11 protein-coding genes and 1 tRNA gene are annotated in these 14,474 nt (G+C 36.7%); 6 read left to right on the top strand and 6 right to left on the bottom strand.

The features are described 5' to 3' along the window. The first annotated feature begins 60 nt into the window (after positions 1-60). The gene (locus ACKWBX_RS05590; protein WP_413967665.1) at positions 61-198 is read left to right on the top strand and encodes a hypothetical protein; all 138 of its coding nucleotides are present in this window, start codon (positions 61-63) and stop codon (positions 196-198) included. 554 nt (positions 199-752) lie between these two features. Here ACKWBX_RS05590 and ACKWBX_RS05595 read toward each other — a convergent pair. The 3 genes from ACKWBX_RS05595 to ACKWBX_RS05605 form a co-directional block, all read right to left on the bottom strand. Continuing rightward, positions 753-3,392: a TonB-dependent receptor gene (locus ACKWBX_RS05595; RefSeq protein ID WP_413967666.1), complete on the bottom strand. Its 2,640-nt coding sequence runs from the start codon at positions 3,390-3,392 to the stop codon at positions 753-755. Continuing rightward, entirely contained in the window at positions 3,389-4,141 is a 753-nt protein-coding gene (locus tag ACKWBX_RS05600) for a GLPGLI family protein (RefSeq protein ID WP_413967667.1), read from the bottom strand. Before ACKWBX_RS05600 ends, ACKWBX_RS05595 begins: the two co-directional genes overlap by 4 nt. A 358-nt stretch (positions 4,142-4,499) precedes the next feature. Next, positions 4,500-4,573, bottom strand: a tRNA-Arg gene (locus ACKWBX_RS05605). 73 nt (positions 4,574-4,646) lie between these two features. On the opposite strand from ACKWBX_RS05605, the gene ACKWBX_RS05610 reads away from it, so the two are divergent. Continuing rightward, the gene (locus ACKWBX_RS05610) at positions 4,647-5,159 is read left to right on the top strand and encodes an adenine phosphoribosyltransferase (protein ID WP_413967668.1); all 513 of its coding nucleotides are present in this window, start codon (positions 4,647-4,649) and stop codon (positions 5,157-5,159) included. Here ACKWBX_RS05610 and ACKWBX_RS05615 read toward each other — a convergent pair. Together ACKWBX_RS05615 and ACKWBX_RS05620 are read right to left on the bottom strand one after the other, a co-directional pair. Next, entirely contained in the window at positions 5,156-5,308 is a 153-nt protein-coding gene (locus ACKWBX_RS05615; protein ID WP_413967669.1) for an SsrA-binding protein, read from the bottom strand. The genes ACKWBX_RS05610 and ACKWBX_RS05615 overlap by 4 nt on opposite strands. Before the next feature lie 71 nt (positions 5,309-5,379). Beyond that, positions 5,380-6,720 carry an SPFH domain-containing protein gene (locus ACKWBX_RS05620; protein ID WP_413967670.1) on the bottom strand — a complete coding sequence of 447 codons (1,341 nt, stop codon included), beginning with the start codon at positions 6,718-6,720 and terminating at the stop codon, positions 5,380-5,382. A gap of 476 nt (positions 6,721-7,196) precedes the next feature. On the opposite strand from ACKWBX_RS05620, the gene ACKWBX_RS05625 reads away from it, so the two are divergent. Together ACKWBX_RS05625 and ACKWBX_RS05630 are read left to right on the top strand one after the other, a co-directional pair. Then, a complete protein-coding gene (locus ACKWBX_RS05625) occupies positions 7,197-8,135 on the top strand; it encodes a calcium/sodium antiporter (protein WP_413967671.1) in 939 nt (312 codons plus the stop codon). A gap of 100 nt (positions 8,136-8,235) precedes the next feature. Next, positions 8,236-9,738, top strand: coding sequence for a carboxypeptidase-like regulatory domain-containing protein (locus ACKWBX_RS05630; RefSeq protein WP_413967672.1), 1,503 nt, complete (start codon positions 8,236-8,238; stop codon positions 9,736-9,738). A gap of 51 nt (positions 9,739-9,789) precedes the next feature. Here the strand turns inward: ACKWBX_RS05630 and ACKWBX_RS05635 are convergent, their stop codons facing one another. After that, complete coding sequence (locus ACKWBX_RS05635) at positions 9,790-10,800, bottom strand: glutamine synthetase beta-grasp domain-containing protein (RefSeq protein ID WP_413967673.1); 1,011 nt, start codon at positions 10,798-10,800, stop codon at positions 9,790-9,792. 195 nt (positions 10,801-10,995) lie between these two features. Here ACKWBX_RS05635 and ACKWBX_RS05640 point away from each other — a divergent pair, with 195 nt between their 5' ends. Together ACKWBX_RS05640 and ACKWBX_RS05645 are read left to right on the top strand one after the other, a co-directional pair. Next, positions 10,996-13,182 (top strand): glutamine synthetase III family protein, encoded by a 2,187-nt coding sequence (locus ACKWBX_RS05640; protein ID WP_413967674.1) that lies wholly within the window; start codon positions 10,996-10,998, stop codon positions 13,180-13,182. Between the two features lie 88 nt (positions 13,183-13,270). Further along, a complete protein-coding gene (locus ACKWBX_RS05645) occupies positions 13,271-14,449 on the top strand; it encodes an AIR synthase related protein (RefSeq protein WP_413967675.1) in 1,179 nt (392 codons plus the stop codon). Positions 14,450-14,474: the final 25 nt, after the last annotated feature.

Below are 14,474 nucleotides of genomic sequence, written 5' to 3' on the forward strand. Positions count from 1 at the left end.
TTTTAAACTAGTACAAAAGGAAAGTAGTAAATTCATATTTTTAGTGACAAATAGAACAGTATGAAAAACATTGTTAGGGCAGTGCTTGCAGGATGGGGAGCTAAGAAAATTGGAGGAGGACGTTGTGGTTGTATCGGTACCGTTATAGTATTCCTGATTCTTTATTGGTTATTGGGTTTTGTATTCAACGTAATTTAGTCCTTTGGGCGTTTAAATTTTTATGACTTTCTAGTATTTCTTCGCTTTCTTTTATTTGAGTTTTTCTTGTAGAGACTATAACCATATTTGATGACTTTGTACCCCGCGTATAACAGTCCTAATTTTTTATTTCTACGAACAATATTGTACAATAAAAATTTTTTAATCGCCATGAATTCTGCTTATTGATAGATTTATATGAAGAATTAAGTACACTGTGATTCAATACTTTTATCATATTATAGATACAAGAACGTATTAAATATCAATATGGGTTGACACCTTTAAATAATTCTTTGCCATTTTTACTACAGTAACCAATATATTGAAGTTTGGTAGAAAAGAAGATGAATGGCTTTTCAATGGCAAAAGAAACTTTTTTTAATAAGTGACCTCGGTAGGAGTAACTCTCTATATAACATTTGTGTGCATGAAAATATATATGGACTAACCGTAATAAAAGAGTTGTTATCAAGACTCTTTTAGGAGAGGTAAAGCTTTAGGGCGAGATGCTCGCCGGTGCAAATAGGAAACGATGAGGACTCGTACCTACCTTAAAGAATATCAAAGGAACACTTGAGTAAGACGTTGAATGACAAGATGTCCTGTGAATAAATGGACCTGCTAAAATCAGTAACTGCTATCCTTTCAAATTTTTGTTCATTTGTCAAATTATTCAGAGAGAGGGAAAACTTGTAGTTTTTTTCTACAGGCCTAAAGTCGATCATAGCGCTCAAAAGAAATAGATTCTCTTCTAAATTGTCCATATCTGGAACGTAGAGCTTGGCATCAAATCTAGCTCGTAAGGTCTTGTTCGGTTTTAAACTTAGCATAAAGGTATTGTCTATAAAACCATTGTCGAAGGTATTTTGAGAGTTTTTACTTTGAACCTTACCGTATATTAGATAGTTGCTGAAATTAATGCCACCTGAAAACGTACTTTGATAATTGAATTTGAGATTATAGTTGCTAAGCTCGTTATTCCTAAGTATTGATTGATTAATTCTATTTTGATATTTATAATGGTAATAATTAAACCCCAACTGAATTTTTGAAGAAATATCGTAGAATAGTTTTTCGCCCAGAAAATTTATCTTGAACCTATGGTGACGGTTGTCATCTATTATTTCCTTGTTATCTATAATGATATCTTCATCAAATATTGAATTAGATACAAATGGGTTAAAATCGGTGCCGTAGCTTATTGATGAATTGATTCCAAGAGCTTTTAAAAGATCATAATACCTGAATTTGAGTCCCATTTCTTGGGTTTTCAAGAAAACAGGCTCATCTGACAAAAAGATATTGGCGACATACACATTGTTGAATACAGGTTGTTGGTAGGTTTGATTGATCAGTATTGGATTTTCTTCATATTTATAAAAACTTTCTATATCAATTTTTGAAGTAGCCCTGTATTTTAAAGAGCTAAGAAAATTCAGTGATACTCTTTCATTGTGTTCGCCATTTAGCTGTAATTTAGCAAGTCTGGCCTTGCTTCTTGCATTGATTATGAGTTTATTGAATGTTACACCATAATCAATATTATACGCAATGAAATTATATTCTCTCGAATTGGCGTTGCTGACTTGCGGCTGGTTTGGATTGAAAACACTCCCTAAACCAGAGCTAAACTTTGAATTTTGATAATTTAGCTCTAAACCATGCGACAATTTTGATTTATCATTTGATTTCAAATAATTAAAAAGCACATTGGAACCAAAGGTTTTCTGCACAACTTGTTGATTGTTAAAGAATAGGTCTCCCAGAAAAATCCGTTCATTTATATAGGTATCATTTTCATTTAGTGAACCATAATTGAACCTTCCTAAAAATTGTATGGCACTGTTCGCCTTGATTTTATGTATGTATTCTAATTCTTGGACCGAGATAGCATCCTTTTGCCCAGATTCAATTCGGTTTCCTTCCAAAGAATTGAAGCTATATTCAAAATTTGCATTATTTTTTTCAAATCTGTTCTTACTTTCAAAATTAAATGTGGTGCGATTGTTTAAATCGGTACTCAGTTTAAAGTCAGCATTGAATACATTTGGCTTGTTACGGATTGAATTGATTTGATCGAACAAAATGGAATCATTCGTTGAAAAATATGCTTCCCTGGTACGGTTCCGAGTCTTTAACAAATCATCAAATTTATTTACGTTAATGGTCAGATTCGTTCTATGGGTCAATTTAAGTATTGTATTGGTATTTAACCACGAATTACGATTTCGAACCGTATATTCACTATCAACATTAGATAGGTTGATGCCCTTTCTTAGAAGGTGTTCCAAAGAAGGTTTCAACACCGCTTTTTCCAAAGCTGTAGATATACTATAATCATATGGTGAAGTATTGATTCCCGAATTATTGTAATGAGCAATAGAGAGACTTTTATATTTTTTTGAAATACCCAAAGCTACTATATCTGCATATAAACGAGATTCATGACCCACGCCCAACGTAGAATTTACACTAAAATCGAACTCATTATCCTTGAGTTTTAAGTTTAATGCGATTTTATCGGTATTCTCAAGACCTTTTAAAAGAGGATTTTCAGAATATCTTTCTATTGCTTGTACTTCATCTATAATGTTGGCAGAAATATTCTTCGTACCTATTGAATAGTTATTGTTAAATAAATCATCATTTTCAATGAGTAGTTTTGACACCTCTCTTCCTTTAAACTTTAATCTTCCGTCTTCTTGTACTTCTATGCCAGGCATTTTTTTTAGCAGATCTTGAATTTTTGACTCTGTTCCGTCCGCAAATTTTTCCGCTTTATAAACAGTGGTATCATTTCTAATTCGAATTCCCCTATCTGTAGCCGTTACTTGTACCTCTTGCAACTCATTGAAGTCTTCGACCAGAACCATTACGGGCATTTCAACTTTTTCCCCTGTAGTAATGATGACGGGATATGATGCCTTTTTAAAGCCTAGAAGTTGTATTGAAAGCTTTATGTTGTTCATATCTGTATCAGAGGGCAGAATTAGATTGTAGCGCCCTTTTAGATCGGTCAAAGAATATGTGATTATTTCTTCAAGAGCGCTCTTGACCAATACCGAAACATTTGATAGAGGCTGTTGGTCTTCGTCAACGATTTTTCCATTGATTGATTTTGTGACTTGACCCAATAGATTTAAAGGAAGTGACAACACCAAAAGAAGTGCCAAGAATTTAGCAAGTTTCATTCGTTCAAATCATACTTTTCTACACCATTGAATGTAGTAGTAGTTGTTCCACCGTATTTCTGTTCAACCTCTTCTTTCTTAGCTCTATGCAATTTAGTTGCCCTTCTTAAAATTTCGTCCCAACTTGAACTTCTATTTTCCTTTAACGGAGATTTTATTTCTGTCTTTTCATTGATAACCTTTATATCGTAAGCTTTATAATGTATTCTTTCATCTTTTTCCTTTACTTCAAGAATCAGTCCGGGTAGGCCATTGAATTTCCAAGGTCCATCGGATACAGCCAATTCAGGAGTATAATATGCCGTATACTTTCTGCCGCGAAATGTGCTACTTGCTGTGTTGCATTTAAAGCCCAAAATTTCTTTGGTATCATTATTGTTCAACTTCCAGTCAAACAATTTGAGGGAATCTTTTAAAATGGCTTTCTTTTGATAATTAACATTGGAATAACAAATAATGTGATTCGCCGTAAAATCTTTGAAATATGGCATATCTACATCTACTTTTTCACCTTGAAACTTATCATTATCATCAAAGTAGGTAGTGCCTGGTACAAATTCTTTCAATCTATCGATATAAATTGATTTATCTCCAGAGTAGATAAGTGTACCCTGAACGGTTTTTACGTCTTCAAGATTATAATAAGCATCGGTAAAATCGTAAGAAACTTTAATCGTTTTTTGGGCCGAGGCCAAAAAAACGAAGGAAAAGGCAAAAAAACAGCATTTGGGAATTGATATAATTTTCATAGCTCTTCATAATCTTTAGTAAATATCTGAAAATAAGAAAGGGTATTTTGTGAAACATTTCACAAAATACCCTTTCCTATACTAGTTTTACTGACCGTCTGGGGAATTAGAATTATAAATTATATCCTGAAAAAATATGGATGAAATCTTACTTCTGAGTAATCTAATTTAATAAGTACATGAAAAAAAGACCTTTAAAATCAATCAAAAATAAAACCCTATAAAGTATAGAGTTTTTTGGCAGTTTCCTCTACAGGATTGACTTTGTTTTTCCTGACAAAGCTCCGCTTTGAAAATCAAAAATCCACAAAATCAAAAAAGCAAGCTTTATAATTTTGCTTGCTTTTCGATTTATTCGTGACCTCGACAGGATTCAAACCTGTAACCTTCTGAGCCGTAATCAGATGCGCTATTCAGTTGCGCCACGAGGCCATTCTACCCTTCTAAAAGGGATGCAAATATATTTCTTTTTACATTTACCGCAAAATTAAGACGAACGTATTCAATGGATTTTGAAAGTTATATAAGAGATGTTCCCAATTTCCCCAAAGAGGGTATTGTTTTTAAGGATATGACCCCCTTGCTAAGCGATAAAAAAGTATTAAAAAAGACTGGAGAAGCTTTAAAAGAAATGGTTGGGAAACATAAAATTGACAAGGTGGTAGGAATGGAAAGCCGCGGATTTATTTTTGGTCCTTTGTTGGCGGAAAAATTAGATGCGGGTTTTGTTCCGGTCAGAAAACCGGGTAAGCTCCCAGCGAAACGTATTAGTGAATCCTTTTCACTTGAATACGGCACAGATATTTTAGAAATACATGCGGACAGTATTCAGAGTGGAGACAAAGTATTGATTCATGATGATGTCTTGGCTACGGGAGGAACGGCCGGTGCTACGATCAAATTGGTAGAAAGATTGGGAGGCGAGGTAGTACAATTAAACTTTTTAATTGAATTGGGATTCTTAAAGGGCTCGGAAAGATTAAAAGGGTACGAGGTAAAGTCCTTGATTTCTTATTAGCCCAAAGCCTGTGTTGTTACATAATACCGCCACCCGATAATGGCAAGCTGTAATTTTGAGGCCTTGGATAAATCCAATCTTTTTTTGGAATAGGAGGGAAGCACTGCTTTGTTGACTTTGGCCAAAAATTTAAAAAAAGACTTTTTCACTGGTTTGGTTTTTTCAAAAATACAAAATAAAAAATGCGGTCCATGGACCGCATTTTTTGTAGTTGAATGGTTTATTTCTGAGTTTTGGAATCCATCATTTTCTTGGCCAGATCGGCACCAATTAAAGATTGTAACAGGTTTCCGTCCGTATTGGATTTACCGTTACCTCCTTCAATGAATATTTCGGGGAGACTCAAATCCTTCAATTCTCTGGCTACGTGCACCGATGTTTTGTATTCCCACTCCGCCCTTTCTTGAGGTGTAAGACCTGCGCTCACCAATTTGGCATTTTGATAGGATTCGGCATCCGCAGCTACTTTTTTGCTCATCGCTTTGAACTTTTCTACCTCAAATTGTTTTTTCTCTTTTACAAGATTAAATTCGGCCACTTTGGCTTCGGTTTCCGCAGCTATGGTTTTTTGGATCTGCTCCTTTTCCAATCTGGCTCTTTCCGTAGCTTTATCCGCTTCCCCACGAGCTTTTTCTTTTTGGGCCCTGTAGAACTCTCTTTCGGCCTGTTGCTTCTCTAATTGTGTTTGGGCAACCTCTTCTTTTTGTAACTGTAATCGTTTATCAAAGGTTTCCTCCCAATCAATTTCGGTAACAACGGCTTGTATCACGGTTAATCCATATGCCCTTAAAGAATTGCCCTTTTCGCGAACGGGTTCACCATTTCTAATTTGAATACGAAAGCGTTTGTGTTTCGTCTCCTTGTTGATGATAGTTCTCACCGTACTACTATCACCAATGATTTCCCGAGTTTGGTTATCCGCATATTCTTCGAGCACATACATTCCGTTTTCAAGCTGATCTTTAAAATATCTATCAAAATCAGAAGCCTGTCCGGAAATATAGTCTTGGGCATCCATCAATTTACAAGTATTCTTGATGGATTGGTCTATGTTCGGTATAATGCGGGAACGAATCATATTTTGCTCGGTTTTATTCCTATCCGCAACAGAAAGGAACTGCCCCTCGTTATCGGTATTGATGCTAATGACTACGGAAGTCGCTATACGAGCTTTAACCGCATCGCTAAACGCCCAATATTTTGCTTTATCAACATTGGCATATTCACTTTGCTCTCCCAATTCCCCAGCAGTATTGGGGATAACATATTTAATAGGAAGCTCAAATTGAATAGGAATCAATCTTCCCCACATTTTAGTATGGATGCCTTGTCTGAATATGGCTTTTTGACCGCCCCACGGGTATTGTACGGCATATGCGGTACCAGGTTCCGCATAAAAAAATGCTCCGGTAACAATGCTTAATATAATTCCGATTAGGGTAATCTGTAAACTACGTCTTGTGGAAAACCAAGAAAGTAGTTTATTGTTTTTAAAGATAGGTTTGGTCAGCAATGTTATCAATCCTACCATTATAATAAGTATTCCAATGAATGTTAGCATAGTTAAAAATTTTAAAGGTTGGACAATATGATGGTAATGAATAAGTACACTACAAGTTTAATCAAGGTTATCATTTATCATAGTTTTAAGTTATACAAAAGTCATTTATAATCGATTATCCAAATAAGATATAGAAGAAGGAATCATATCTGCAAGAAATTTTAGTTAAATCGATACAAGTGAATACATAATTGAAAGCTTAATAATGAGATATGTTTTAATATTTATAGATTTATCTTCAAATAAGTATTAAAATGTAATTTTATTTAAAATTATGTATTATAGATTGAAACAATTGTAGGGGCTTTTCTTGTCTATTTTCAGATTGCTAGGGATATTTCGTTTGGAAAAGAGGAAAAAAACGGGTTTTCATTTTTCAACACTACTGTCTTGGTTGTTTTTATAGCACTTATTAAGCATTGCGATTCCACTAGCTTAAGTGGTGAGGTTCATATATATTTGTGCAAAGCGGTATTATGCAAAATTTTCTTTTTGTCCTAGCTGGATTGGCGCTACTGATTGCAGGTGGAAACTGGTTATTAAAAGCCGCGGTTGACCTTTCGCTCAAACTGAATATTCCAAAAATCGTCATTGGGATGACGGTAGTATCTTTTGCAACTTCCGCTCCGGAGCTTATTGTAAGCGTAAATGCTGCATTGGATGGCTTTCCCGATATGGCTTTGGGGAATGTTGTCGGTTCTAATATTGCAAATCTGGGCCTTGTTCTCGCTGTAACCATCATGTTGGGCCCTATCGATGTAAAAAAGAGTTTTTATACTACGGATTGGCCTGTTATGATCTTGGCTTCCTTGCTGTTCTTTTTCTTTATTTATTTTGATGGAGTACTGACCACACATGAAGGAATAATTATGGTTGTCTGTCTTTTTGCTTTTTTGATATATCTCTTACGATTCCAAAAACCGGCTGTGGAAGAAGGGGAGGAAGAGATACAAATAAACCTACCCATTTATAAAACGGTATTGTTTTTGGGTTTGGGCGGAGTAGCGCTCTGGGGCGGTTCCGAGTTGTTGATCAACGGTGCAGTAGGTCTGGCCAAAGCTTTTGGAGTAAGTGAGCGTATAATTGCGATTACTATTGTGTCCGTAGGGACCAGTATTCCAGAACTGGCAGCCTCTATCATCGCTATTCTTAAAAAGGAAAAAGCAATCTCATTGGGTAATCTTATAGGGTCCAATATTTTCAATATTCTAGCGGTGTTGGGAATAACCTCGATCATTACCCCAATCCAGGTTATGGATGACGGACTTTTAAAGTCGGACATTTTTTGGATGCTGGGCATTTCCTTTATTCTGCTTCCCTTGGTGTTCTTGCCCAAGGGACTCCGATTGGGATGGCGAGATGGTATTGTTCTCGTAGGAATTTATGCGGCATTTGTGTATTTTGCTATAGGCTAAATGGGATACGGGAATGCGCTCTTTTACTTTGGTATTATTTCTTTGTTTGGGTCTTTTTTCATCACTTAATGCTCAATCCGCTTTTTTAAATGGGCGAGTTTTGGATGCTGAGACATTAGAACCGGTTGTTTTTGCTACAATACGTATCAAAGGAAAATCCTTGGGAGTCATTTCAAATATGGATGGGAGTTTTAAAATACCTTCTTTTTTCAAAAAGGAAGGTGACACTCTTGAAATATCCTCTATGGGATATGCTTTGACTCCTATTGCACTGTTGGATGTGTCAGATAATATAACCAATATAATCACTGTAAAACCCAATGTGATGAAGTTGGATGAAGTGGTGGTGAAGGCAAAAAAACGTACAAGGGCTATACAAAATCTAAGTGCTGTCAAGATTGTTCAGTTGGCCATTGAGAGTCTGCCTAAAAATCTGCCACAAAATCCATATTCCTATGTAGGATATTATAGGGATTATCAACTTAAAGACAGTAATTATGTAAATCTGAACGAAGCGATATTGAAGATTTTTGATAAAGGTTCGCAAGCAAAGGATTTTGAGACTACCAACGTTAGGATATTCGACTATAGACAAAATACTGATTTTCAAAGAGATTCACTTGGAGCGCTTCCTTACGACTATGAAAACAAAAGGAAAATGATTTCCGGGGCTTTTCTGAATAATTATGGAGGAAATGAATTTGTTATCCTTAGAGTTCATGATCCCATTAGAAATAGGAATGTAAATACTTTTGATTTTGTAAATGTATTGGAGAACGATTTTATAACTCATCATGTTTTTGAAAAAGAAGAGGACGTACTTTTTGAAAATGACAACTTCTATCATGTCTCTTTTAAAAACAAACAGCCATTTAAGGGTTTGGGCGTACAGGGTGATATGTATATTAGTAAAAATAGCTTTGCTATAAGAAATTTCGAATACGCCATTTATTATTCAAAGAAGAAAAAAAGTAAAAAGAAAAAAGGAATTGATGAAGTGCTCTTTGAAACAAAGTTGGAGTACACTCAAAAAGACGGGTTCATGTATTTGAATTACCATTCAATGGATAATAGTTTCAAGGTTGTTTTGCCACCTAAATTCATTGTGGAGAAAGCCGTTTTTAACCCCGTAAAGAAATGTTTTGTTATTCGCTTCAATAATGATCTGAAAGAGAAAGAAGCTTTAAAGAAATCAAATTATAAAGTTTTATTTAAAGGAAAGAAATTGAAGTTTAAAAAACTTGTTTTAATCGGTGATGAAGTACTTCTTTTCCCTGATATGGAAAAAGAACAAAATGTGTTGTTGTATAATGAGATTGAAGCTGTTATGAAAGAAAGCAGTATTTGTGACAATTCATTAAAAATCTATGTAAAAAATCTAAAAGACGTAGATGGAAATGAAATTTATAAAAAAACATATTCCACCAGAAGACAGTTTAGGCAATTTTTTGTTCAACAATTGGAAACAAATGCCATGGCAATTCCTTCGGATACTTCGTTAATGAAGAAAAACGCACCTATTTTTAAGAATCAACCTATTATAAAACCTGATAACTTTGACGACTATTGGATGAATACTCCGTTAAGAAAAACTGAAAACTAAAAAACGCCTTGGGAAGTCCAAAGCGTTTTTATGATCAACAATTAATTTAATTTATACGTCTGCCGTTTTTACCGTTTTTACAATTCTAGCAGCAATTTTATATGGGTCTCCATTAGAAGCAGGTCTTCTATCTTCCAACCAACCTTTCCATCCTTTTTCCACGGTGATAATGGGAATACGGATAGAGGCACCTCTGTCGGAAACACCATAGCTAAAATCATGTATGGAAGCTGTCTCGTGAAGCCCGGTCAAACGTTGGTCGTTAAACTCTCCATAAACTGCAATGTGCTCTGCCGTTACGGGTCTAAAAGCCTCGCAGATTTTCTCATAAACTTCTTTGGAACCACAGGTTCTCAAAGTAGTATTGGAGAAGTTGGCGTGCATGCCGGAACCGTTCCAATCCCCTTTGACCGGTTTAGGGTGGTATTCAATATAGTAACCATAACTTTCTGTCAATCGGTCCAATAAATATCTCGCGATCCAAATTTCATCACCGGCTTTTTTGGCTCCTTTTGCAAATAATTGAAACTCCCATTGTCCACTGGCCACTTCTTGGTTGATTCCTTCAAAATTCAATCCGGCAGCGATACATAGGTCTGCATGCTCTTCAACAAAATCCCTTCCATGAGTGTTTTTTCCACCTACGGAACAGTAGTACATTCCCTGTGGCCCAGGATAACCTCCCACAGGAAAACCTAAAGGTAATTGCGTGGCGGTATCCATAATAAAATATTCTTGTTCAAAACCGAACCAGAAATCGTTGTCTGCATCGTCAATAGTTGCTCTGGAGTTGCTCTCGTGTGCCGTTCCATCTGCATTTAATACCTCTGTCATTACCAAATATCCATCTTTTCTAGCTGGATCAGGATAAATGGCGACGGGTTTCAATAAGCAGTCAGAGGAACCTCCCTCGGCTTGTCTTGTTGAACTTCCATCAAAAGACCATATTGGGCAGTCCTCTAACTTTCCGCTAAAATCTTCTTCAACTTTGGTCTTGCTTCTAAGGTTTGCGGTTGGTTTGTAACCATCCAACCAAATGTATTCTAACTTGGATTTACTCATAATTTTTGGTCGTTATATTTTCGAATTAAAAAGACCATCAAAAATATGTTATTTCTTGTTTTCTATGAATTTTTTAGGGGGTAAATACTGTAATTTTCAACTTATTTTTATTGAACCCTAATTTTAAGTGGGTATTTTACGAAATATTGAATTTATCCTTTTAATTTTGTCAAATTAATAATATTATCATCTGTTATGTCAAATACAAGATTTTCAGCGGTCAAGGAAAGCTATGGAAGAAGCGCAATAGCTATAGAGGAAAAGGGAAGACGGTCAGATCTCTTTGGTACCAATGTCTTCAATGAAAAAAAGATGCTGCAATATTTGACTAAAGACGCTTTGGAAACGGTGAAAGGGGCTATTTTTTCAGGTAAAAAAATTGATCGTAAGATAGCGGACCAAGTCGCTGAGGCCATTAAAGGATGGGCAATCTCCATGGGTGCTACGCATTACACGCATTGGTTTCAACCCCTTACGGGAGCAACAGCTGAAAAGCACGATGCCTTTTTTGATTTATTGACCGATGGTACCGCACTGGAAAAATTTGGTGGGGGACAATTGGTACAACAAGAACCGGATGCGTCCAGTTTTCCAAGTGGCGGCATCAGAAACACGTTTGAGGCACGTGGCTATACGGCGTGGGATCCTACATCACCGGCTTTCATTTATGGAACAACACTTTGCATTCCCACAATTTTTGTATCCTATACGGGCGAGGCTTTGGACAATAAAGCACCGCTATTAAGAGCGTTAGGCGCAATAGATGAGACTGCTACGGCAGTGGCCAGGTATTTTGATAAAACGGTCTCCAAGGTCAGTGCCACTTTGGGTTGGGAGCAGGAATATTTTTTGATAGATAAGGCATTGGCGCATTCAAGACCGGATTTGGTGTTGACGGGAAGGACATTGGTCGGTAATGCCGCGGCCAAGGGGCAACAGCTAGATGATCATTATTTTGGCGTTATTCCAAATAGAGTGCTAAGTTTTATGAGCGATCTGGAAAAAGAATGTACCAAATTGGGCATCCCGGTCAAGACACGCCATAATGAAGTAGCTCCAAACCAATTTGAACTGGCCCCTGTCTTTGAAGAGGCAAATTTAGCAGTGGACCACAATTTATTGTTGATGGATGTTATGGAGAAAATTGCGGACAGGCATTATTTTAAGGTTTTGTTCCATGAAAAACCATTTGCGGGAATTAACGGTTCGGGAAAGCATAATAATTGGTCGTTGGCCACCGATACGGGAGTAAATCTTTTAAGTCCGGGTTCAACACCCATGAAAAACCTTCAATTCTTAACCTTTTTCATCAATACGATAAAAGCGGTGGATACCTATGAGGAAGTGCTGCGCTCCTCTATTACATCTGCTAGCAACGACCATAGATTGGGGGCAAACGAGGCACCACCTGCCATTTTTTCAATTTTTGTAGGCTCACAATTGAGCAATGTCCTTGATGAATTGGAAGGCGTTTCAAAAGGGAAACTGTCACCTGAAGAGAAAACGGAATTGAAATTAAACGTGGTGGGTAAAATTCCTGAAATCCTTTTGGACAATACCGATAGAAATAGAACATCACCTTTTGCTTTTACGGGCAATAAGTTTGAGATGCGAGGTGTTGGGGCAAAGACCAATTGTGCCAAACCTATGACGGTCTTGAACACTATTGTTGCCAAACAATTGAAAGATTTTAAGAAAGAGGTAGATGCATTAATAGATAAAAAGAACCTTAAAAAGGACGAGGCCATTTTTAACGTGCTCAGGGAATACATCAAGTCTTCCAAAAGGATTCGATTTGATGGTGATGGGTATAGTAAGGATTGGGAGTCCGAGGCCAAAAGAAGAAAACTAAGTCACAATAGAAACACTCCGGATGCATTAAATATATTGACCTCGAAGGAAAGTCTTGAACTGTTCCAATCCATGAACGTGATGAGTGCAATTGAAGTGACCGCACGCCATGAAGTGGAATTGGAATCCTATATCATGCACTTACAGATAGAAGGTAGAGTGTACAAGGAATTGATTTATAACCATATTATTCCTGCAGCGGTGGCATATCAAAATAAATTGATTAAAAATGTAACGGGACTAAAGGAGATTTATGGAGCGGCACACAAAGGTTTTTCAGAAGGTCAATTGACGATGATAGAGGAAATTGCCGAACATTTGGTCGAGATCAAAAAAATGACCGATGCCATGACCGAAGCTCGCAAAAAAGCCAATACGCTTAAGGATACTAAAAAGAAGGCAATAGCGTATTGCAATAACGTGAAACCCTATTTTATTGATATTCGTAAGCATTGCGATAAGCTTGAACAATTGATAGATGACCAGTTATGGCCATTGACTAAATACAGGGAGCTGTTGTTTATCAAATAGATTACTGTTAAAACTTTTTGTAATAGTTCTACCCATATGTTGTACATCAATTTCAAGTATTCCGTTATTTTTGCCCAAAATTCAACCCATGTCCTCAGACACCAGTAAAAGATATGCCCAACGTGGCGTTTCCGCATCTAAAGAAGATGTGCACAATGCTATTAAAAACATAGATAAAGGGCTGTTTCCCAAAGCATTCTGTAAAATAGTCCCTGATTATTTAACGGGTGACGATGATTATTGCTTGATCATGCATGCCGATGGTGCCGGAACCAAATCCTCTTTGGCCTATATGTATTGGAGGGAAACAGAGGACATTTCCGTTTGGAAGGGAATTGCGCAGGATGCCTTGATCATGAACATTGATGATTTGATCTGTGTAGGAGCTACGGATAATATTATATTGTCCTCGACCATAGGCAGAAATAAGAATAAAATCCCTGGAGAGGTGCTTTCCGCGATTATAAATGGAACCGAGGAATTAATCTCCGATTTGGCAAAACACGGTATTATAATTCATTCAACCGGTGGAGAAACTGCGGATGTAGGTGATTTGGTTCGTACCATAATCGTGGATTCAACCGTAACCGCTAGACTCAAAAGGAGCAAGGTTATTGACAATGCCAATATTCGGGCCGGAGATGTCATCGTTGGTTTGGCTTCTTTTGGTCAATCTACCTATGAAAAAGAATATAACGGGGGTATGGGCAGTAACGGATTAACATCTGCTCGTCATGATGTATTCTCAAAATATTTAGCGGAAAAGTTTCCCGAGAGTTTTGATGCAGAGGTTCCTGAGAATTTAGTGTATTCGGGCAACGTTAAACTAACGGACGAAGTGCCCGGATCACCTTTGGATGCTGGAAGGTTGGTGCTTTCGCCTACAAGAACCTATGCGCCGATAGTAAAACGAATTTTAGATAAATATTCGAGCACTCAAATACATGGAATGGTGCATTGCAGTGGTGGTGCGCAAACTAAAATTCTCCATTTTATAGATAATCTTCACGTTATAAAAGATAATCTCTTTGAAATTTCGCCTTTGTTCAAATTAATACAGGAACAATCCGGAACGGATTGGAAAGAAATGTACCAAGTATTCAATTGTGGTCATCGTCTTGAGCTTTATGTAAAACCGGAAACGGCACAGGACTTGATAAGTATTTCCAACGAATTTGGAGTAGATGCTCAAATTATCGGGAAAGTAGAAGCTTCCACTTCTAAAAAACTGACCATCAAAAGTGAGTTTGGCACCTTTATTTATTAGAGCATACGATTAGGTCATTTATAGC

This window comes from Maribacter algae (genome assembly GCF_047345745.1).
Lineage (GTDB): Bacteria > Bacteroidota > Bacteroidia > Flavobacteriales > Flavobacteriaceae > Maribacter.